A 21,730-nucleotide genomic window follows, 5' to 3' on the forward strand; every position below is an offset into this window, starting at 1 on the left:
CGAATAGAACCTCAGTTATATGCCACATGAGGGCCGGCCGCACCCCGGTCTAGCCGGGCGCGGCCGGCCCTCATGTCAGCGCCTAAGAATCGGCGCGCCGACCGTCTAGATCGCGCTACTTATACACGCTGCCCACCAGAATTAATGCGCCAGGCGATAACCGCCGCAATGACCAGCGCAAGCGCCCCCAAGATATTGGGCAGCAATCCGTTCCCACCCGCATTCGGCAGCCTGCCCGCCTGGAGATCCTGGATCGTGAGAGTGTCCTGCGGACCCGTACCGGTCGACTGTGAGACAACCGCGGTGGCCACTCCAAGCTGGGCATCGTTCAGCACGGTGATACCGGTCTCGGTGACGCGGATGTGCACCGGGTTCGCCAGCAGTTGGTGACCCGCGGGAGCCTCGGTCTCCACCAGCCAGTACTCGCGGTTGATCGGCAGCAGTGCGGTGGTGAACACCCCGGTCTGACCGGAAGGCACCACGCCGTCGACGATCGCGGTTGCACCACCAGCCGTGGGGTCGACCGGGTAGATGCTGAACGAGGCGCCATCCAGGTTGCCCTGACTGCCGGTCTTAACCACCGACAGCGTGCGTTTCCCGGCCTCAGGCGAGACGCTGGCACAGGCGACGTTGCGGTCGGGTTCAGTCCCCTGATCCACACCACTGGGCGGAATCGCCGCGTTGTACAGACCGTGTCCGGCCTCCAGCAGGCCGGAGGCGGCGTCGGTGGAGCAGGCCAGCAGTCCCTCGTCGTAATCGGCGTCGGCGGGGTCGACCGCCACGGAGAAGGTCAACCGCCAAGTCATGGTCTGCCCAGAAGCGATCGTCTCCCCCTCGGTAAGGACGTATGCACCCGTCCCGTCGGCGCTGAGCGCACTCTGAGCTCCGCCGTCGCGGGAGACAGTGGCGGAGGTGATATTCAGTCCGGGAGCGAATGACGGCAGGTCGGTGACCCGACCGGTGGATCCGGGCAGGGCGCCTTCGTTGACAACACTGATGTCATAGGCGACCTCGAAAGAGGCGCCGGAACCTGGTTGAGTAGCCACGGTCTTGGAGAACTTCAGCACTGACTGAGTCGACAAGCAGGCCGTGTTGTCATCCTCACCAGAGGTGTCACCGTCCATGGACACGGTGTTGACCAGTCCCGACGGGTGCCCGTCGGCCCGGGTGGCCCCGCACTGGTAGTCGGCGGCGTCATATCCGGAGGCCGTGGGATCCACCGTGAAGGTGATGCGGACGGTGAAGCTGCGCGTTCCGCCCGTCTCGGAACCCTCGGGGGCGGCGGCCAGTTCCGGGCCGGTTCCGGCGGCCGCCAGAACCACCGGACCGCTCAGAGCGCCGTCGACAATTGCCGGAATGCTCACGCCCGCGGCCGCAGCGCCGTTCTCCAGCACCTCAACCCCGCTGATACGCGCGCCGGCCGGAAGATCCGGAATGTCGGTGACGTCGCTGATTACGGCCGAGGCGGCATGGGAGGTGTTCGTAACCGTCACGGTGTAGCCGGCCGTGAAGTCGCCGGCAGCGCTGTTACGCACCACCTCACCGGCCTGCTTACTCACAGAGAAGCTCGGGTTAGCTGGCACCGTGCCGCAGGCATCGGCAGTTCTCTCCAGGCCCAGGGTGGTGACGCCCACGGCGTTGTACACCGCACGCCCGGAAGTGGCGTCCTGAACCGTGCAGGCGCCGTCCGGACCGGCAAGCCCGGCATCGGGAGCACTGACATTGACGACCACCGTGTATACGTGCCGCTCACCGGCCGGCAGCAGTACGTTATTGGCTGTATAGGTGGTCTGACCCGCGGGCAGTTCCTGTGGGCTCGCAAGCGGACCACCGCTGATCGTAATGGAGTTGACGGTGGTGTTCGCAGGCACGGTGACCGCATCCTCCAGCGAGTACCACAGCGGGAGAATGCGCGAGGGGTTGGTCACCGTGACGGTGTAGGTCTGGTCGAAGGTAGCGCTGGCGCCCAGAGCATCGGCCTTGGTCACCGAGTCGAAGGTCTTGGTGACACCGGCGTAAGTGAAGATCTGGTTGGTCACGGTGACCACCAGTGCGCCCTGACCGCCGGGAACGGTGAAGGAGACGCCGTCGCCGCTGCGCGTGGTGCTCACCGCGGTCTGACCCACGGTAACCGCATAGTCGGCGGGGCTGCCCCAACCGAAGGAGCCGGAATCGGGTGTTATCAGGTCGGCGGTGCCGGGAGCCTGCTCGGTGACGGTGCACGTGGCACCCACGGGGACGGCCTGGCCTTCAACCACATTCCCGTCGCTGTTGACAGTGACCGTGCCGGTTACGTCGGGCTTGCCCTCCTTAGTGCAGGTGTAGCTCAACTGGTAGGAGTCAAGATCCGTTCCGTCGGTGGCACCGGTCAGCTCCTTGGCGAAGGAGATCGTCTTATTGGCGGGCTTCTGCGTGGCGGTACAGGTGACATCGGCGTCCGCAGGTAGCACCACCTGCGTGCCGCTGTTCATCGTCACCGCGGTGGAGGTGCCGGTGTGCACGCAGGACCAGGAGTCAACGGCGTATCCGTCAACCTCTGATGTGGACAGCTCATAGGCGCCCGAACCGGTGGTTACGGCGGTAACCGCCGGAGTACCGGTCACGCCGTTGAGGGTCTTCTGGCCAGACAGACCAGAGACCGGGGTCGCGGTCAGAGTCCAGTCGGTGGCCCGGGCGTCGCCCTCGCCGACCGTGTTGACCAGAGTCAGCCGCGAGTGGGCCACATACTGGTTGTGCCAGGTGCAGGTAATTGCGGCCTCCTCGAAGGAGGTGGCGAGCTCGGCCTGATCCAGGCGGATAGTGCGGTTGGCCAGGTCGACGGAGTCGGAGGTGTCCATCCTCTGACCGTCCCGACGCATCAGTGGGTGTTCTTCACCCCCACTCTTATAGGTGCAGGTCACTGCACCCAGGGTCCAGCCCGAGGTCGTATCCGTAAGCGCCGGAGTGAGCGCGTTCTCCTGGACGATCGCGGCGTCATTGGGTGCCAGCAACTCGTAGGTGGTGGGGTCCGAGGCAGCGCCCGCCGCGCCCCAGCCGGTGGGGGTAAGTGAGGCCGGAGTGCCCCACTTCTCGGCCCCGTAGCTGCCCTCGGCGGAAACGTTGGAGAAGCTGAAGGTTGGGATAGTAGTTCTGGCTTGTAAGGACTCGTCTGTCTCAACGACCTTGGTGAAAGTTACCGGCCGGACCTGCTCCAGGGAGCCGTAGAGGCAGCCGTAACTGGTCCGCCCCTCCTTGGTGACGAATGAGCTCTCCAGATCGGCGGTGGCAACGTCCGGGGTTACGGCGCAGGTTGCCTCGTAACCATTGTGGACGAAGCCCCACAGCCGCAGCTTGTAAGAGATGCCCGTATTCGGGTCCGTCCAGGAGGTGTCGGAGCGGTCCGAGGCGATCTCCAGCGTGTCATCATCGCATGTACGCATATTGGGACCGGAGGCACCCCAACTCAGGGTTCCCAGATATGACGACATATTGCGGAAGGTGCCGAAGTTCCAGGCGTAGGTGTAGGTGCTGCCGTCCGCCGCCCGGGTTCCCCAGGGACCAACCGCCGTTGCCGAGGCGTTCCAGGCGTACTGGGTGGGCCCGTTGGATCCCGGGATGACGTTGCCATCCGGGCCGATCATGCCGTTACAGCGGTTCGGGGTGTCCCACTCGCGGAAGGGGAAACTGGTCTGGATCTCCCCGCCCGCCATGGTGATCTGGAGGTTTCCGTAGTAGGACTTGGTAGTAGTGTCCACCGCATCGATCGGGTTGTTGTCGTGACGCAGCGTGCCCACAAGGAACACATCGCCGACATCAGCCGTGGTCACCGAGGTCGGCTTGAAGCTCATCGCTGACTGCGAGTTGGGGTTGAAGGCACTCGCACATTTTCCTTCATCAAATCCGTAGGAGAATCCGGCCCACTGACCGGAAGATCCTGAGACCACACCGGTGTTGTAGTTATTGTCCTGCGGCCCGTAGCGCAGACAGGCAATCAGGCGGGCGTACTCCTCCTGCGTCACCCGGCGACCGTTGTAGACAATCGTGTCATCGGTGTCATAGGTCTTGACATTGGAGATCTGTGCAGACGTGTCTCCCAGGCCGATGGTGAGCGTAGCACCGGCGGCCTCTGCCTCCGGAAGCACCATCAATGGTGGTACGGCGAGCAGTGATACGAGCGCCAGGACACCGACAGCGATCACCGCCATAAGGCGACGCCAGCCGGTCCGCGATCCGGGGAACGCGTGGGGCAGAGGCATGGGAAGAGGCTCCGTTCTGCGAAGAAAACGGGGGGCCTCACCGCGCCGTGCGCAGGGACCCCGCCTGTGGTACCCCCAAAGGGTACTGTGAAGCGAATAACCGATTTCTAGCGCCACCGTCACAAGCACATTGCCATGATGTCAATAATATACGATTCGCATCGAGCCAGTACAAATACTCTCTCATTCGGGACGCAGTTGAGTCGCGGCGGCGCTCGCTCTCCACTCCCACTCGGTGCCGCACAGCATCCGACTCTTCCAGTTTGCGGGTGTGGCGGTGGATGCAAGTTCATCACCGGGGTTCTGTAGGAACCGGCATGGCCGCGCGCCAGCGGGGACGGTGACCGCCGCAGCCCTATGCAGTTGCAGCATTCCCTGCACCCACGCGCCCACCACACGCGTGCGCCCACCACACCCACCACCCCTCACCTTCCCCTACGTCCACGGGCCTGCATGCCTCCACCCCCAGGCGGACCTCCAGCGCAACACCTTCCCCTGCGCCCACCACACCCGCGCGCCCACCACACCCACCACCCTTCACCTTCCCCTACGCCCACGGGCCTGCATGCCTCCACCCCCAGGCGGACCTCCAGCGCAACACCTTCCCCTGCGCCCACCACACCCGCGCGCCCACCACACCCACCACCCTTCACCTTCCCCTACGCCCACGGGCCTGCATGCCTCCACCCCCAGGCGGACCTCCAGCGCAACACCTTCCCCTGCACCCACGCGCCCACCACAACCGCGCGTCCCGCCCCGGACGCTCAACGCCCGTTACCTTGTTGGTGGTTCCGGGAAGTCCGGGGCCGGGCCAGCCGCTGTGGGCATGATGTCTTGCCCCTGTCGTTTGATGATCCGGGGGGTGTTGTCACCCATGGTGGCGGGCGGGTGGTGATCGCTGATTAGGGGAACGACCCGCCGCAGCGCGGCGATGTCTTTCGTAACGTGGGTGCGGGGCCGTCTGCCTGACAGGCTGACCCACCAACGCACGAGAGAGGCGCAGGAAAGGTGAACATCGAGGATGTGGAGGTCTTCGTCGGTATCGACGTGGGCAAGGCCGAGCACTGGGCCACGGCCCTGACCGACGACGGGAAGAAGATCTTCGACAAGGCCCTACCCAACGACGAATCCAGGCTTAGGGACCTGTACGAGCGTCTGGGTGAGCATGGCCGGGTCCTGGTGGCTGTGGATCAGCCGGCAACGATCGGGGCCCTGGCGGTGGCGGTGGCTCAGGCGATGGGTATCACCGTGGGCTACCTACCCGGCCTGTCCATGCGCAGGATCGCCGACCTGACCCCGGGCAATGCCAAGACCGACGCTCGCGATGCGGCGGTGATCGCGGATGCTGCCCGCACCATGCCCCACACGCTGCGAGCGATCGACGCCTCGGACAAGGACGCGGCCGCGTTGAGCATGCTCACAGGGTTTGACCTGGACCTGGCCCGCCAGGTCAATCAGACCGCTAACCGTATCCGGGGCCTGTACACCCAAATCCACCCAGCCCTGGAGACTGTGCTGGGCAAGTGGCTCGAACACGACCCAATACTGGAGGTGATCGCCGCCTGGCCCACCCCAGCCCACCTGCGCAAGGCCGGCCGGGCGCGGATTGACGCCAAGCTCAAATCCAAGGGCGCCAAGCGCCATGCCGCCTGGGCAAAAGCCATCACCGACGCCCTGAACAAGCAGACCGTCGTGGTCGCTGGTACCGACGCGGCCGGGGTGGTGCTGCCACACCTGGCCCGCCAGCTCATCGCCCTACACGCCCAACGCGACGATGTCGCCGCCCAGGTTGAGGCCCTGGTGGAGGCCCACCCTCTTTACCCGGTCCTGACCTCCATGCCCGGGGTGGGGGTCAGGACCGCCGCCGTCTTCCTGGCAGAGACCGCGGGCAAGACCTTTCCCTCCGGCGCCCACCTGGCCTCCTACGCCGGCCTGACACCAGTCACCCGGCGGTCGGGGTCCTCCATACGCGGCGAGTACGTCTCCCACGCGGGCAACAAGCGCCTCAAGAGAGCCATGTTCCTGTCAGCCTTCGCCTCCCTCAGATCCGACCCCGCATCCCGGGCCTACTACGACCGCAAACGCGCCCAGGGCAAGCGACACAACCAAGCCATACTCGCACTCGCACACCGCCGCATACTCACCCTATACGCCATGATCCGAGACGGATCCCTCTACGACCCACCAGCCCAACAACTACCCGCCGCCGCTTGACAAACCACATAGGGGCACCCCCCACCGCACGTTGCACCACCTCCGCACCTCTCCCACAACCGTCCCGAGGCCGTGCAACATCACCTCGTGTTTCTGCGCCAAGGACGGCCCCGGACTGCGGGCCGCAGCGCCTACAAGGCCAGTTAGACGTCAATAACACCAGTTAACGCTCTACTGAATACCCGCCAACCCTTCAACAGACCGTTAACAAGCATTGTTAACCGGCTCGTCGTGTTTGAGGGTGTGGTATATGAGGGCAGGCCCGCCGAAAGCCGACCTCGTACTTGGACCCCGTTCCTGCGCTTGGACCGCGCTTTTGCGGTTGGACCGTCTGAGAGTGCGTTTCAGGTGGTCCAACGGCAGCCAGACAGTCCAACCGCAGCCAGGTGGGCCAACGGCAGCTAGACGGTCCAACGGCAGCCAGGCAGTCCACTGGATGAGGGCGTCGTTGCAGTAGGCATACGCCTGGGAGATGCCTGAGACTCCGCGCACCGGTCCCTCGATGCGGCGCAGAGGGGCGCGGGTCGCACTATGGCGCAACGGCGTGGGGAACCCGTGCGAGCCGCGCAACGGACATCCAGTTGGTGTCACAAAATGCAGCACTTTCAACCCTGCTGAGTCAGTAGGATCGGCGTGAACCGCATGATTGCGCGGCCGTGACGGGCGGCTGCGCCGCCCGAGCACGTAAAGTGCTGCATTTCGTGACAGCGATGCGCGAGTGGAGCGCCTACGCCCATCAGGACAGTTGCCGGGATCGGTCGCGCAGGGCCCGGATATCACCCAGGAATCGTCATCACCCAGCTCCGCCGCATGCGCCACGCCTGCCCTACTCCCACCGCAGCAGGCCGTCGGCAAGAAGACTGCGCCTCCAGTGCTCTGGAACTAGCCGCAGAGGCCCCTACTCCCACCGCAGCAGGCCGTCGGCAAGAAGACTGCGCGTGGCGGCGACCATGCTTTCAGTTAGCTCCGCGCTCTCGGCACCAGTGAGCGCCGCCACCGCGGCGGCGATCTGCCCGACGCTCAGCTGTCCATCAGCCACGCTCACTAATGCCGCCAACGTTGTGTCCGCCCGCACCGTGCGGGCAAAACCGCCGCCCTGGCGCAGCAGGATCATGCTGGGCTCACTGTCACCGGGACGCAGGTGGCGCTCCTCTGTGACATCCGGGGCGACAACGGGGCGCAATTGCGCCACCGCCTCATCATCCATACCAGCCAGGCGACTGCGTGTGCGCACCGCCTGGGTCACGTGCTGCCCCAGGGGTACGACCGACCGAGTACCGATCTCCTCAAGCACCCGCCAGGGTGCCCGCCCCGGGTCGGCTAGGGGTTCCGGACGGTGCAGCACCACGTAGCCGAAGCCGATGGCCTGTACGTCTCGGCTCTCAAAATCCTCAATCCAGGCCTCCAGTGCGGCCTCGAAACCGGGGCGGTCACGCTCGGGAGTTGAGCCGCCATCGCGCAACCACATGATGGCGTACTCCACCGGATCCTGCACCTCTCGCTGAATCACCCAGGCGTCGACGTCTTCTCCCAACCAGCTGCTCACGCGCTCTCGCCAGTCCACAGCTCCGTGATGCTCCCAGTTGCCGAGCATGACGGCCATACCACCGGGATTCAGGTATGACCCGAGTGCGGGCAGGAGTGTAGGAAGAACGGGGCCGCCGGCATCGCGGTACTCCATCAGCGGCAGGCCTGCCTTCCGCACCGCGGGCGGGGTGATGACGAAGGGTGGGTTGGTGGCGATCAGGTCGAAACGGCGACCGACCACCGGTTCCAGGAAGGACCCACGACGCAGTTCCAGACGTTCGGGATCGGCGCCGGCCAGGGCCGTGTTGAAGGCGGTGTAGGCCAGTGCCCGCGCGGAGATGTCGGTGGCGACGACATGGTCCGCGTGGCGCAACAGATACAGGGTTTGGATGCCGCAACCACAGCCCAGGTCTAGGGCGGTGTTCACCTGCGTGCGTGGTGTCAGGGAGGCCAGGGTGAGACCCGCGCCGCCGATACCCAGGACGTGGTCGGGGGCGAGTTGGCCCTGTGAGACCAGCTCGCCCAGATCGGAGGCGACCCACCAGCGCACATCCCCGGCTTCGTCTTTGGCCTCATGGGGACGCAGATCAACAACCGCCCGTATCCGTTTCCCCGGCGCGGTTAAGGCTCCCCCAGAACTCGCGGGACCGCCGCCCGAAACCGTCCCTCCCCCACTGCCGACGTCATCTCCCACTGGAGCGACCAGCCCCATGGCCCGGGCTCCGGCCGCACCGGTGCGCGGCAGGACGGCATCCAATTCAGCCGCATACACCGGCTCCCCTAGCATGAACACAGCGGTGAGCACAGCGATGGGATCCCTTGCGCCGTCTGCCCCGGTGCCGGCGCGCGCCGCTCTTAGCATCTCCCGCACCCTGCGCAGCGCAGGATAGCGCTGTTCTCGACGCAGGGCGGCGTCGGCGGCCGGCCCAAGCAGTCGGGCAACGGCGTCCACTCCCCAGCCACTGTCCTTCAGATCAGCACGTAGTGCTTCGGCCTGGGCCTGGGTCGCCACGGGTGGAGGGGTGGGAGACAGAGCAGGTGGAGGGGTGGAAGACGCCACGGGTGGCGGAGTGGGAGACGGAGCGGATGGAGGGGTGGGAGACGGAGCGGGTGGAGGGGTGGAAGACGCCACGGGTGGCGGAGTGGACGCATGTGTAGGTGAGGGGGCGGCTTCGGTCATGGTCGCGACCGTACCCGTGTCGGTCCGCCGGTGTTCACCAGCCGAGCATGTCCATGCCGACGCTCATCACCACCGGGACGATGCCCAGGATGATGAAAGCTGGCAGGAAACAGGTCCCCAGTGGTAGGACCAGCCGGACCGCCAGCCGCTCGGCGGCCTCCTCGTCGGCGGCCTGCCTGCCGGCGCGCAGGGAGGCAGCGGTGCCGGCCAGCAGGGGCGCGGGTGAGGCCCCGTCCTCCCAGCCTGGCCGCAGACAGGCCTTGAGTCGAGCGTGCCGCTGTTCCTCATCCCGGCCCCGACTCCGCCCCCACCGCCCGGACCACTCCCCCGGGTCCGGTTCGTCGGCGCCGTCCTGTCCACGGCCGGCCCGCCATGCCTCCTCCCAGTCGGCCCCCAGAAGCAGGGCCCGCCCAACGACGCCGAGCTCCTCGTCCTCCAAGGCGTCGCCAAGCGCCTGCAGCGCCCCGGGAACGGACGCTCCGGCCGCGAGCGCGGCCCCGGCCAGGTCAAGCACGAGGGCCTCATCGATCTCCTCCACCGACGCGACCGCAGCCGCGACCAAGCGTGCCGTCAACCAGTGGCCGACCACCATGAGGACAACGCCGACCAGTCCCAGGGCGCTTCCCCATGCGCCGTCGAAAAGCATCTGCCCGGGGTGGGCGCCGATAGCGGACCCCAGCAGTAGTCCGATGGGCGGCAGCATAGCCAGCAGGCGGGCGGTGGAACGTGGGCCGGACAGGGCGGTGCGACGGGAGGCGTCGGCGTGCCCGCAGTCCGCCACTCCCGTTGCGACCGCCTCCAGCACGCCGGCGAGCGGGGCGCCCAGCGCCGTGGTCAGGCGGCAGGCCGCCACGGCCCCGGGCACGGCCGCGGCAGTGAGGCGTCGGCGAGCATTGCGTGCGCGTCGCCCCGGCAGCGGTGGCTCCCAGTGCCAGCGCCCCTCCCACCGCCCGGGCAGCCATCCGCCCGCCGGCTGCCGAGCCAGAGCCAACAGGGCGGGGGGTACGCCGTCGTCGCCCGGGTGGGTGTCTTCGCTGATGCCGGCGCGTTCAAGCGCGCGGGCCCAGGCTCGCTGCGGGGTAGCGCCGGCACGCAGCAGGGTGGCCACCTCGGTCAGCAGTAGGCCGAGGTCGAGGTCCGCCGCACCGGGATGGGCCGGGCGGGCCAGGGCTCCGGCATGGTGCGCGCCGAGCGCGGCCGGCGCCTCACGGCGGGCGGGCAGCAGGATCACGGCGGCGGCCAGTGCCACCAGCAGTCCGGCCAATAACTGTGCGCCGGTCATGGTCGGCTCCGACGCCGGTCCGCCCGCACGTGTGAGCGGGCCCCGGCGGTTGTGACCCCGAGCGCCTCGTCAGCACCTTCCCGGGGTGGGTCCGGCCGCTCCGCGTTCGTGTCGGCACCCAGGGCGCTAGCCACCGGAGCGTCCCCAATCCGCTGGGCCAGGCGGTCTACACCGGGGCCCGGGTGGATCTTGCCGTCGTCGGCCAGGACCAGTGCGTCCCGGCAGCGCATTTGCTCCCCGTCCCGCTCCAGTACGGCGACCGCGGTAACCCGTCGCAGCGCCGTGGCACCCAGGCGGGTCTGACGCCGCAGGTGGACCACGGCGTCGAGGGCACTGACCGCCTGCGCGACGACGGCGCCCTGTCCCATGCCGGCCAGGGCACCCAGGGCGGTCAGGCGGGCGGGCACGTCCCCGGGCGAGTTGGCGTGCAGGGTGGCCCAGCCGCCCTCGTGACCGGTGTTCAGCGCGGTCAGAACGTCACGGACTTCCGGGCCACGGCATTCTCCGAGCACGATCCGGTCCGGGCGCATGCGCAGGGCGGTGCGCACCAGCGTGGTCATGGGGACCGCGCCGACGCCCTGAACATTGTCCCCGCGCTCCTGTAGATGGATGACGTGGGGATGGTCGGGGCGCAGTTCGCTGGCCTCCTCTATGCAGACGATCCGCTCATCGGCGGGCACCAGCCCCAGCAGGGCCGCCAGCAGGGTGGTCTTGCCGGTGCCGGTGGCGCCGGTGACCAAGCAGTTGGCGCGACCGGCCACGAGTTCGCCCAGCACGGCGTCCAGGCCGGGGGCGATGGTGCCCACATCCACCAGTTCGGCGATGGTGAAGGCGTGGCGCCGCTTGGTGCGCAGGCAGATGAGCGTGCCGTCGGCGCTCAGCGGAGGCAGGACGGCGTTCAGACGGGTGCCGTCGGGGAGCGTGACGTCCACGATTGGGCTGGCGTCATCCAGTCGGCGCCCGCAGGCAGCGGCCATGCGCACGGCCAGCGCCCGCACTTCGGGCTCGGGCAGGGTGGCGTCGGCCACCGGTTCCAGCCCCCTGCCGCGGTCGATCCAGGTGCGGCCGGCACCGACCAGCACGTCGGTGACGCCGTCGAGCTCCAGGAGCGGTTGGAGCACGGGACCGGCACCGGAAACATCGGCCTGCACGTGTCGAGTCAACCGGGCCAGGCCACCGGCGCCGGTGGTTGGCGAGGCCCCGGAGCCGAGGGCGGCGTCGAGGCTGGCGCCGCGGGCTAGGGCGCCGCGCACTCGGCTCAGCTCCTCGCGGCGCGTCGGCGGGGAGCCCGGCGCCGGTGCCGCATTCGCCGGAGTGTGCGCAAGCGGACCCGTGGGTGATGGGGCGGCTGCCATGGCTACTCCTCGAATGTGTCGCCGTCGGCCAGCAGCAGCTCGGCGACGGCGCGAGCCTGAGTGCGCAGGGCGCCGCGGCCACGGGTCGGGTCGTCCCCGCGGGCGATGCGCTGGGCGACGGCGCGCTCATGCGGCAGGACGGCGATGATCTCGGTGCGCGTCATTAGGGCGAGTTCATCGGGGGTGACGTCCTCACCGACCTTGCGCACCACCGTGCACACCCGGGGCGGCCCGGCTGCCTCCGGTGCGCCGGGCGTCCCATGCCCGGCATCCGGGGCCTTGAGCCTGGCGGCGAGCGCCTCGGCGGCGACGGCCGAGCGCAGGTCGAGCCCGGACAGGAGCAGGATGATGGCGCCCGCGGGCGGGTCAATGCCACGGGGCAGGTCCAGCAGCACCAGATCGTGCTTGGCACGCAGGGCGGCCAGGGCGGGTCGCAGCTGGAGCGGATCGCGGACGCCGCCCCGTCCATCCCCGGTCAGCACGGGCATGCCCAGCCAGGCGGGCAGGGCGGTGATGAGCTTGTCCGGCCGGAAGGCGGGCTCGTCTGCGGGTAGGTCCGCCCAACGCAGACCGGGCAGCACGCCGTCGCCCATGAGCAGTCCCAGGCCGCCGGCAGGGTCGGCGTCAACTATGGCGACGCGGTTCCCCCGCGCGTGGCAGGCGCGGGCGAGGTGAAGGAGGAAGGTGCTGGCGCCGAGCCCGCCGCGGGCCCCGGTGACCACGATGAGACGGGCCCGCGGCGGGTGCTGCGCGGCCAGCAGCATGGCGAGGAGGTGGTCGGTGCCTTCGGGGGTGCAGCAACGCTCGAGGCTGCCGCAAATGATTCCGGGCTCCGCCGGCATCTGTCGGCTCGCTTCTGGAACTAGCAGCACTACGGCGCCGACATCAGAATCGGCGAGTATGCCGCGGGCTTTGCCGACCGGTTCGTCGGTGGGGCCGAGCAGGATCGGGCGGGAGCCGGTGCAGGTGCGTACGGTTTCCGCGGGGAAGCCCGCTGGCAGCACGGGCGGGACGGAGCCGGGGAGGGCGGCCGCGCCCGCTTCCGTGGGTGTGTCGACGACTACCCGCACATTGGGGGCGAGCAGGGTGGCGTTGTCCATGGCTCCTCCTGGCGTGATCCCGCGGGCGGGCGGCCCGCATGTCTCCGACCGCCATTAGGTTGCGTCGGGACAGCCTCCTAGCGCTGGCCGCTTGTGGATGGCGTCTGGGAGGGTGGTTCCCAACGGCGCCTGTGGATAACGGCGCCGGCCTGGACGGAGCGACAGATGGACTGGGCCTCCTGGATGCCGACGAGCACCGCTTCGGCCTGCCACACGATCCAGTCGACAACGTCGGCGGGGCGCCCGGAGGCATAAGCGGCGGCAGCGTCTGCGTAGGCGCCGGGCGTGCGTGCGGCGTACTGGTCGGTTACCGCCACGCCGGTGGGCTCCAGGCCGTCGCGGGTGATCAGGTGGCGCACCAGCAGGCGGCCGACGGCGGCGTTGCCGGCTATGAAGGGACGGGCGGTGAGCATTTCACCGTGGACGACGGCGGCGCGCACCAGCGCGGGTGCGCCTGGGACGTCGATGAGATCGAGCAGGGCGTTGATGCGTGCACTGAGTGCTTGGGCGTCGGGGGCCGTGCCGGGGCCGCCCTCCAGCGGGGGCCGGCCCGGTCCGCGGGGGATGGCCACGGCGTCCAGGGGGATGCGTCCGGTAGTGGCCAGCGGCCCGGCGACGTCGCGATGGAGCGTGGCCAGCAGGGCGCGGGGGCTCGGCTGGGCCGGGCGGGTGCTGCCGCGCAGATCGGGCATCCACTCGCCCAGACGCACACCGGCGCGCCACAGGCCGGCAGCGGCGTCGAGGGCGGGGTCGCCGGTGGCGGCTTCGCTCAGGGCGCGGCCCGCAACGGCGTCGCGCAGCACCGTCGCGGGCAGGACCGCACCCTCGATGGCGGCGGAGGCGATGGCTCCCCGGATGGCGGACTCTGCGCGGGCCTCCCGCCAGCGACGCCGCAGGGCCTGGTGCCAGCGCAGCTCGGCGGAGGCCTCGCGCAGGGCCTCCTCGGCGCGCCGGACCCGCGGGTCGGCGGCGAGCGCCTCCAGCGCCCAGACGGCAGGGGTGGGGCGGGCTGGACGCCGAACACCGCTAGAGCGGGCGCCGGCGGCTGGGGACACCGTGTTTCGCGCCCTTTCGTCCTCAGCAGTGTCGTGTTGCCGCGCTGGCCGCTCCTCCGGCGGCGGGCCGATCGACACTCCCATGCTGATCACGGGGCCACTGTATGCACGTGGACGGAGCCCACCTCAAGCCGGGGAGTATGCGGCTACGTCGTAAACCGGCTCTTCCGGTTTGGGGTGGTTTGTTGATTGGGGTTGGTGCGGTTGTCTGCTTTGATGCCGCTGAAGGTGGTGGCGGATGGTGCAGGTGTGCCTGCGGTCAAGGGTTGAGGTGCTGTAGCAGGCGCCGCCGCGGTCGGAAGCCAGCCTGGCTGGGATGCGGGCCTGGCTGGGATGCGGGCCTGGCTGGGATGCGGGCCCGGTTCATCGCCATGATGTTCGGAGCCTTGACCCCCGGCGATGGTGTGCAGGACGGCCGTTCATGTCGATTTTCGACTCTGGGGTGCGATTTACGACCACCCCGGGGTCGTAAACCACACCCCAAGGTCGAAAACCAGCACCTCACGCCCCAGAACACACCACCCACCACACCCACACACACGAAGAGCGTCATTTCGACCGAACTCGATGGTCATTTCAACCGAACTCGATGGTTACGGCCTCAACCGGAAGGGCGGCTATCGCCGACGGCCCGGCATCCGTACACGCATGAGCGGGGCCGGCCGACTCGCATCCGTCGGTCGGCCCCGCTCATGCGCACGCCCGCTTCCGGGCGGCATGGACCGTGAACAATCGCTGCGTTACTTCGCTACGAACACCTCCCTCCCGTTCTCGGTGGTCTTCTCGGCCTTGATGGTTCCGGTGATCTCATTGCCGTCGACCTTCAACACGCCGTCGGCGTAGCTGTGGGGGGCGTCGACCAGGGGGACGGTCAGGGTCTGCCTGTCGGTGCCCGTGAAGGTCGGCACCCCCAGGATCTGCAGGTTCTGCCCCTCATTGCTCAGCACCAGGATGGTGGTGGTCAGCACCACCTTGTCCTTGTAGGCGAATGACCCGCCGTATCCGATCTCCCCGTACTTGTGCACACGCAGGTAGGCCACGGAGGTGTCCGCCTCGGCGTCGTCGATCTTCTTGATGTCCGGAGCCGTGTACTCGTCGGACTCCTTGATCAGTTCATCGACCTTGCCGCTGACCGCGGGATCAACCTCCTCCGGAACAGCAGTCACATCCTCCAAGAGCAACTCGGTGAGCGTCTTGTCGCTGGCGTAGAAGCCGTTCTTCCAGTCGGGCTTGGTGGCATCGAGCAGCACCCCGGTGACAAAGCCGAAGGCGTAGGACTCAACATCGACCGAGACGTCCAGCGACTCGCTGCCCAGCAGCGGGGCCTGCCGCGCCTGCAACTGTTCGGCGGACTGGTCCGCCTGGATGGACAGCGCCATGTACTCCACGTACCGGGCCACGCCCTCGGCGATGTCGTAGTGATGGATGTCCTGCGCCTCCTGGGAGTACTCCGACTTCCAGGTGTCCAGCCAGTGGCGGGCATGCCCCAGGTGCTCGGCCCGCTTATCGGCCTCGGTGGCGGCCAGCCGCAGACGGTCCAACAGCATGCGGCGCAGTGTGCGCGGCCTGGCCTCGTAGGGGTAGGGGGTGTCGCGGCTGCTTGAGGCGGAGACGTTGATCTCGCCCTGATAGTAGAAGTGGACCAGTTCGTGGGTCATCAGGGCGAATGCGAAGGTAGCAGGATCGGTCAGGTCCGCGGTGGGAGCGGACGAACCAGTGGCGGTGATCGACGGCGTGGAGTTCATGCTCGCCGCCTCCTCCTCCCCATGGCCCGGGCCGTTGCTGGCGGATGCGGCCTGCCCGAGGTTGAGGGTGATCGACGGCTGTCCCTCGAAGGTGACCTTGCCGTATGAGGACGGCGGCTCAATGTCCGCGAACTCCTCGGCCTTGAGCTCCCGGTGCCCCTCGGTGGAGATCGCCCAGGCGCGGGTGGCCTGGAACTGCTCGTCCACCTGTAGGGCAACGATCCGGTGCTGGGTGTAGTCGACCCCCGGCCACACCGGCCCCATGAGCGGCCATACGGCCTTCACCCAGCCGGCCACTCCCTCAACCATGGTCTCGTACTGCTCGGCCGACAGGGACGGCGTGCCGGTCAGGCCGCCCAGCGGGTTCTGCGCCCCCTCGGCGGGCTCCGCGGCGCTCGGCGTCGGCGTCGCGCCGCCGCTCTTGGAATCCTCCGTGCCGGTGCATGCGGCCAGCGGGAGCAGCAGGGCCGCCCCCATGGCCGCGACCGCCGAGCGGCGCTTGAGAAGAAGGTCGGAAAGGTCGGTTGTTTTCATAGGATATCTCTTTCAGTGTGTGTTGGACTGTTCTCGGCTCTAGTCCGGGCCGGCCCGAATTCTTCAAGCTCGGCGACACGGGCAAAGGGGTGATGCACAGTGCCGTTGGGCGCGGCCCGCTCGGCCTGGCTTGAGCGCCGAAGCATCGGCGTATCGAAGCAACTTCAGTACTGTTTGACCTCTTCGACGCAGGTCTTGCCCTCCTCCGGCAGCTCTCCTCGCAGCAGGTAGGCGTCAATCGCGTTGTCCACGCACTCGCCCTTACGCATGTAGGCGCCGTGTCCGTTGCCCTCCACGGTCAGCAGCCGGGCGGAGTCGAGCTGCTCGGCCAGGGCCTGGGCCCACTGATACGGGGTTGCCGGGTCACCGGTGATGCCGACGACGAGGATCGGCGCCGCACCCGTGGCGCGGATCTCGCCGGGCTGGTGATCGGTGTGGTGCCCCCAGCCCTTGCAGAACGCGTCGGAGTACCCCAGTCCAGCGCCCAGGGTGGGCGCCACCCGCTTGATCTCCTCCGCCTGAGCATCCCATTGCGCCTGGTTACCCCGAACCGGGTAGTCCAGACAGTCGACGGCGGTGATGGCGTGCTGATTCGCCGCATCCCGTGCGTCCTTTTGTGCCAGCTCCTGGGGATCAGTCTCATCATCAACCAGCGAGGGGTTGGCGATGACCGCCAGGGCACTGCCGTCATTGTTGTTGATCGCCTGGGTCAATGCCGCGGTAAGAATGTCCCAGGCGCTGTTGTCGTACATGAGGTCGACCAGCACCTTGGTCAAGGTGGCGCCGTCCACGGCCTCCCCCACGCTGCTGGGCAGCGGCGTGGCGGTGGCCTTCTGGATCAGCTGTCCGATCTGCTCTACACCGGAGGCGACGTCGCCGGTAAGGGGGCAGTTGTCGCCCGACTGGCAGTGCTCGACATATGCGTGCAGGCTCTTCTCAATGGCCTCGGCCTGATCCACCACGTTGTCGGCGTTCTCCTGCGCGGGGTCCTGGGCGCTGTCCAACACCATGCGCCCCACATTCGCCGGGAACATCTCCGCGTAGCGGGCGCCCAGGTAGGTGCCGTAGGAGGTGCCCAGGTAGTTCAGACGGGCGTCTGCCGACAGCGCTCGCAGCACATCCATGTCACGTGCCACCGAGGCCGTGTCCATATGGTCGATGATCCCCGGGACCGGCGAGTACTGCTCGCATCGGGCGGACAATTCGGCCGCTGCCTGCTCGGAGCTCTGGGCGGAGTCCTCCTCCATCTCCTCCTGCTGCGGCTCGGCGGCATCCGCCGCGTCACCGGGCTCCAGCGCCGCCTGGGCGGTCTGTTCGATCTCCTGTGGGCTCATACAGGTAAGGGGCGTGGACTCGCCCACCCCTCGCGGGTCGAAACCGATGATGTCATAGGCCGACCGCAGGGCGTCGGAGAAGACCCCCTCCTGGGAGACGTACTCCAGGCCACTGCCACCGGGCCCACCGGGGTTGGTCAGCAACGAGCCGATGGGGTTACCCGAGGTCGAAGGCAGTTTCTTCAGAGCCAGGTCGATGGTCTGCCCCGAAGGCTCTTCATAGTTCAGCGGGACCTTCACTGTGGCGCACTTGAAGGAGGCATCATCCTCACAGTCCTTCCAGTCCACGGTCTGGTTGTAGAAGGTCTCCAGTCCGGCCGGTATCGGCGCAGCGCTCGGGGCGTGCACAGGACTGGCGGACGCCGCCGCATCACCGCCGCTGCCGTTGCCGGGCATACATGCGGACAGTGCCAGGCAGGCCGCGGCCACGGCGGCAAACGGACCGGCGAGGCCTCTACGACTCATTCTTGTTCTCATGGGCGGGACTTTAGGAGAGGCTGATGCGCCCCGAATCCCCCCGTCGGTCTATAGTCCTCCCCACTTCCCCCGTGCCATGGGAGGAGACGTCTCCGCCCTGCTGTGGAATGAAGGGTCGGCCACGGCGCCGCCCTCATCTAGAATCACCCTGTGGCGCAAGACAAGCTCTCCCCGGCAGCCCGGCCCCCGCACACAGGTCCCGCCCCCGACGACTCCGGGCGTATGCCGCGGTCGCGGCGCGGGGACTATCTGTTGACGGCGGTGATCGGCGTCGTCGTGCCACCACTCACCCTCGCCCTGACCGGCATGACCTCCCAGGCAGTCGCCGCCGGACAGCTGCCGCACATCGCCCTGTTCGCCCTGTCCACCCTGCTCGTCTCGGCACTGACACAGTGGCTCTTCGCGGCCCGCTCCTCCCTGGGAGGAGTGGTCGCGGGCGGTGTTGCGCTGTTGGCCCAGGTGGTGATCCTGACCAGACCGGGCCACGCCGCCGCCGCGCCCTTCGGCTGGGCCCGCGCCCTGATCCCCACGGGTGCGGTGCTCATCGTCGCGGCGCTGCTGCTGGGCGGCAGCTGGGGGATGCGCCGTGCGCGCCGTGCCGGCCGGGCCGATGCACGCCTGTCGGTCAGGCTAGGCGCGAACGACAAGACGCCGGGCCTGACCCCGGCGGCCCCTCCGTCGCGACGCCGGGACCACATGATCTCCCTGATCCTGACGGTGGCAGCCACAGGCACCGCCCTCGCTCTCATTTCAGGCGGCTATGCGCAGCTGGTCGCCCCGGGTGCGCTCCCCCTGGGCGCCCTGCTCGCATCTGTACTCGCCCTGGTTCTGCTCCTATTGGGGACGGCGCTCACGGGACGTTCCACCCTGGGTGCCCGCACCACCGGCCTGTTACTCCTGTTGTTCTCTGTGCCATCGCTGCTGGGCCAAGTCTGGCCACGCCTCCCCGGACGCGGACTGCTGACGAGTCTGTTCCCCCATGACCCGACCGGCGCGGGTCTGCTGTTGACCGGGACCCTGCTGGTCGCAACCGGTTGGGGGGCGCATCTGGCCCGCCGCGAGGGCAGGGCGCGCGAACTCGCCGAACTTCGATTCCGGGAGACGCCGACGCCGCCGCACGGGCTGCCCCGCACTCCCTGAAGCAGCTGAGCGCAATACCGGCCTGAGGCACCGGCGGGCAACGACGCGGCACGCCTCCCCGCGCCGCGGTGACGAACCGTTAGCGTGAAAGAAGAAGGAGGTTCCTATCGATGAGCACCGACACCACCGCCGGAAACGACCCGGAGGAGGAGCCCGCACCCGATTCCGGAGCTGAGTCCGCCGCCTGGGCGGATGCGTCTGCCCAGGCGGACACCCAGAACTCAGGCCCCGCGGACCGCGCCGACACCCCGGCGGACCCACCGATTCAAGGCACCGGCGACGACGCCGCGGCCACGCCCGCCGACGCTCCTGACGCATTCGCACTAAAGGCAGCTGGGCCGGGTCAGGCCCCGGCACCTACGGCACCACTCCCGCTGCCGCAAGACCCTGTCGCACCCGAACCGGAGCCCACCGCCACACCCGAACCCGAACCCACCGCCACACCCGAGGAGCGGCCCCTGTCTCACCGGTTGCGCTCGGAGGACGAGATCCTGCTGGACGGCTCCAGCGTCGTCGGCCGTCCGAAGTCTCGCGCGGCCGCACATTGGGCCGGCGTGCTCGTCTGGGTGGTCGCCCTGCCCCTGACCTGGTTCCTGCTCCACGACGCGGCCGCCGCAGCGGTTGACAACTCCGCTCCATCGACTTTCGGCGCCCCGGCACGCGCGCTGATAGAGCTGGGCGCCGGTGCCGCGGTACTGGCGTCAGCGCTGTGGACGGCGAGTCGTTCCAGCCTGGGGGCATTCGTGGTCGGCGCGGTGTCGATTTTGACCGGACTGCCGTTCCTGATCATTCCCAGGGTCATGACTGGCTCCGTCGGAGCACTTCTGGAGCGGTTGACGGCCCACTCGGACCTGGGGGCCCGTCTGTCCCGCTACTTCTGGGCCGACGCCGTCAGCGGCAAATTCATCGCCTTTGGGCTGTTCATGGTCATGGTGGGAGTGGTCTCGCACCGTGCTCGGCGCGAGGGCAGGCACGAGCAGGAGATCATCGACCGGGGGCGGATGCCCGACTGACACGACCGACCCGATTCGTACACGGGTGCGCCGTCGGCCACTCATGAATGCGCCGTCGGCCGGTCTCATCATGCTGCGGCTCCGGGCGCAGGCGGCTCCCACCCACTTGCGGCGGGACTCCGACGGCGGATTCCGTGCGGATCCGGGCGCAGGCGGCTCCCACCGCCTAATCTGGCCCGGTGCCCGCCCCACACCCGCACCCGTCTCCCGCCGAGCCGCCGTCGTCCACCTCTCACGCACAGGCGCCCATGACGACGGCGCGCGATGCCGCCCGCGACGCCGTACCAATCGTCGTCGGCTATATAACGCTCGGTCTGGCAGCCGGATTGCTGCTGGTTGCCGCGGGCCTGGACTGGTGGTGGGCGCCGGTGTGGAGCGTGCTCATCTACTCGGGGACCATGCAGATGCTGCTGGTGCCGCTGGCCGGCTCCGGTGAGCCACTGGCCGCGATTGCGGCCTCCACGCTATTCGTCTCCGGTCGGCATGTCTTTTACGGGCTGGGATTCCCGCTGAATCGCGTCCGCGGTAGGGCAGCCACTCGCCTGTACGCGATCCATGCCATTACCGATGAGGTCTACGCCCTGCTGGCCTCGCGGGATCGCACAGCCATGAGCGGGCGCTACGTCGTTACCGTGGAGGCAATGAGCCATTCAGCCTGGATTGTCGGCACCACGGCAGGGGCGCTTGCGGGAACCGGGCTGGCCGCACTGATCGGTGAGCGCGTGGAGCTGCTCGGATTCGTGCTCACCGCACTGTTCGTTGTGCTGGCCATTGAGAACTGGCGGGCGCACCCGGATCTGGCCGTACTGTTGAGCGGTTTTGTAGCCGGCGCCGTCGGGCTGGCGGTGGGCGGCTCGGCCGCCCTGCTCAGCGCCCTGGGCACCCTCGCGGTCGCGCTCGTCTCCCTGTACCTGTGGCGGCGCCACTCCGGCCGCGCCGTCGCGACCGATACGCATGCGGGGGCGCGCTGATGCTCACCAATTCCCAACTGGCACTTACCGTGGCGGTGGTCGCCGCCATCACCTTCGCTTGTCGTATCGCGCCCTTCGTACTGCTGCGGAGTCGCAGCCGCATGCCGCTGCTCGGCTTCCTGGGGGACGCCATGCCACTGGGAGTCATGATCGTCCTGGTGGCCTACACCCTCGACGGCGTTAGCACCACACCGTCCACCTGGCTGCCTGCTTTGGCCGGCATCGGAACCACCGCCGGCCTGCACCTGTGGCGCCGCGCCATGGGCGTGTCGCTGATCGGCGGCACCGCCGTCTATGTGGCGGGCTCGCTCCTAATGACCTGAACCATCGGCCTCCGGCCTAGGTCCTGTTATGTCAGTGCTTGGGTGGCGGTTGGGCGTGTCAAGCCCCAGGCGCGCCCAGGGTTTGAACTGCACCGGGTTTGATGGAGGCAGTGAATACACGGAAGGATCACTGCCGGCAGTGCACAAAGGAAGTACCCCGAAGAGGGCTGCGGGAGCGGGCCACCAGGATGGCTGTGGAGGCCCGTAGGGACCCCGAGAGGTCTAAGGGGGCGAACCTGGAGGAT

13 protein-coding genes are annotated in these 21,730 nt (G+C 68.3%); 5 read left to right on the top strand and 8 right to left on the bottom strand.

Annotated features, from left to right (window positions below; genetic code table 11):
- Positions 1-119 precede the first annotated feature (119 nt).
- Positions 120-4,235 (bottom strand): DUF5979 domain-containing protein, encoded by a 4,116-nt coding sequence (locus CWT10_RS14385; RefSeq protein WP_128683543.1) that lies wholly within the window; start codon positions 4,233-4,235, stop codon positions 120-122.
- 1,008 nt (positions 4,236-5,243) lie between these two features.
- Between CWT10_RS14385 and CWT10_RS14390 the strand changes: the two genes are divergently transcribed.
- Complete coding sequence (locus tag CWT10_RS14390; protein WP_128683273.1) at positions 5,244-6,449, top strand: IS110 family RNA-guided transposase; 1,206 nt, start codon at positions 5,244-5,246, stop codon at positions 6,447-6,449.
- Between the two features lie 898 nt (positions 6,450-7,347).
- On the opposite strand, the gene CWT10_RS14395 is transcribed toward CWT10_RS14390, so the two are convergent.
- From CWT10_RS14395 to CWT10_RS14425, 7 genes are all read right to left on the bottom strand, one after another.
- On the bottom strand, positions 7,348-8,988 hold the full coding sequence (locus CWT10_RS14395) for a DUF7059 domain-containing protein (RefSeq protein ID WP_233188329.1): 1,641 nt from the start codon (positions 8,986-8,988) through the stop codon (positions 7,348-7,350).
- A 202-nt stretch (positions 8,989-9,190) separates the two neighbouring features.
- Positions 9,191-10,438, bottom strand: coding sequence for a hypothetical protein (locus CWT10_RS14400; protein WP_103064051.1), 1,248 nt, complete (start codon positions 10,436-10,438; stop codon positions 9,191-9,193).
- Positions 10,435-11,691, bottom strand: coding sequence for a TadA family conjugal transfer-associated ATPase (locus tag CWT10_RS14405; protein ID WP_103064070.1), 1,257 nt, complete (start codon positions 11,689-11,691; stop codon positions 10,435-10,437). Before CWT10_RS14405 ends, CWT10_RS14400 begins: the two co-directional genes overlap by 4 nt.
- Before the next feature lie 104 nt (positions 11,692-11,795).
- A complete protein-coding gene (locus tag CWT10_RS14410; protein ID WP_103064052.1) occupies positions 11,796-12,893 on the bottom strand; it encodes a cellulose synthase operon protein YhjQ/BcsQ in 1,098 nt (365 codons plus the stop codon).
- 77 nt (positions 12,894-12,970) lie between these two features.
- Positions 12,971-14,032, bottom strand: a complete 1,062-nt coding sequence (locus CWT10_RS14415; RefSeq protein WP_128683674.1) for a Fic family protein — start codon at positions 14,030-14,032, stop codon at positions 12,971-12,973.
- Between the two features lie 656 nt (positions 14,033-14,688).
- Positions 14,689-16,227 carry a hypothetical protein gene (locus CWT10_RS14420; protein ID WP_103064053.1) on the bottom strand — a complete coding sequence of 513 codons (1,539 nt, stop codon included), beginning with the start codon at positions 16,225-16,227 and terminating at the stop codon, positions 14,689-14,691.
- 164 nt (positions 16,228-16,391) lie between these two features.
- Entirely contained in the window at positions 16,392-18,026 is a 1,635-nt protein-coding gene (locus CWT10_RS14425; protein ID WP_158247690.1) for an alpha/beta hydrolase, read from the bottom strand.
- Between the two features lie 162 nt (positions 18,027-18,188).
- On the opposite strand from CWT10_RS14425, the gene CWT10_RS14430 reads away from it, so the two are divergent.
- From CWT10_RS14430 to CWT10_RS14445, 4 genes are all read left to right on the top strand, one after another.
- Positions 18,189-19,178, top strand: coding sequence for a hypothetical protein (locus tag CWT10_RS14430; protein WP_233188331.1), 990 nt, complete (start codon positions 18,189-18,191; stop codon positions 19,176-19,178).
- 110 nt (positions 19,179-19,288) lie between these two features.
- Positions 19,289-20,191, top strand: a complete 903-nt coding sequence (locus tag CWT10_RS17520; RefSeq protein ID WP_233188332.1) for a hypothetical protein — start codon at positions 19,289-19,291, stop codon at positions 20,189-20,191.
- 248 nt (positions 20,192-20,439) lie between these two features.
- Positions 20,440-21,162, top strand: a complete 723-nt coding sequence (locus CWT10_RS14440; RefSeq protein WP_103064056.1) for an AzlC family ABC transporter permease — start codon at positions 20,440-20,442, stop codon at positions 21,160-21,162.
- A complete protein-coding gene (locus CWT10_RS14445) occupies positions 21,162-21,485 on the top strand; it encodes a branched-chain amino acid transporter permease (RefSeq protein ID WP_103064057.1) in 324 nt (107 codons plus the stop codon). The genes CWT10_RS14440 and CWT10_RS14445 overlap by 1 nt, the downstream gene beginning before the upstream one ends.
- Positions 21,486-21,730: the final 245 nt, after the last annotated feature.

It is taken from the genome of Actinomyces qiguomingii, assembly GCF_004102025.1.
Taxonomy (GTDB): Bacteria; Actinomycetota; Actinomycetes; order Actinomycetales; family Actinomycetaceae; genus Actinomyces; species Actinomyces qiguomingii.

Excerpts from the sequence above, each read along its gene's own strand:
- CWT10_RS14440 (WP_103064056.1), top strand. The coding sequence starts at position 20,440 with ATGACGACGGCGCGCGATGCCGCCCGCGACGCCGTACCAATCGTCGTC.
- CWT10_RS14425 (WP_158247690.1), bottom strand. The coding sequence starts at position 18,026 with ATGAGTCGTAGAGGCCTCGCCGGTCCGTTTGCCGCCGTGGCCGCGGCC.
- CWT10_RS14400 (WP_103064051.1), bottom strand. The coding sequence starts at position 10,438 with ATGACCGGCGCACAGTTATTGGCCGGACTGCTGGTGGCACTGGCCGCC.
- CWT10_RS17520 (WP_233188332.1), top strand. The coding sequence starts at position 19,289 with ATGAGCACCGACACCACCGCCGGAAACGACCCGGAGGAGGAGCCCGCA.
- CWT10_RS14385 (WP_128683543.1), bottom strand. The coding sequence starts at position 4,235 with ATGCCTCTGCCCCACGCGTTCCCCGGATCGCGGACCGGCTGGCGTCGC.
- CWT10_RS14415 (WP_128683674.1), bottom strand. The coding sequence starts at position 14,032 with ATGGGAGTGTCGATCGGCCCGCCGCCGGAGGAGCGGCCAGCGCGGCAA.
- CWT10_RS14420 (WP_103064053.1), bottom strand. The coding sequence starts at position 16,227 with ATGAAAACAACCGACCTTTCCGACCTTCTTCTCAAGCGCCGCTCGGCG.
- CWT10_RS14410 (WP_103064052.1), bottom strand. The coding sequence starts at position 12,893 with ATGGACAACGCCACCCTGCTCGCCCCCAATGTGCGGGTAGTCGTCGAC.
- CWT10_RS14445 (WP_103064057.1), top strand. The coding sequence starts at position 21,162 with ATGCTCACCAATTCCCAACTGGCACTTACCGTGGCGGTGGTCGCCGCC.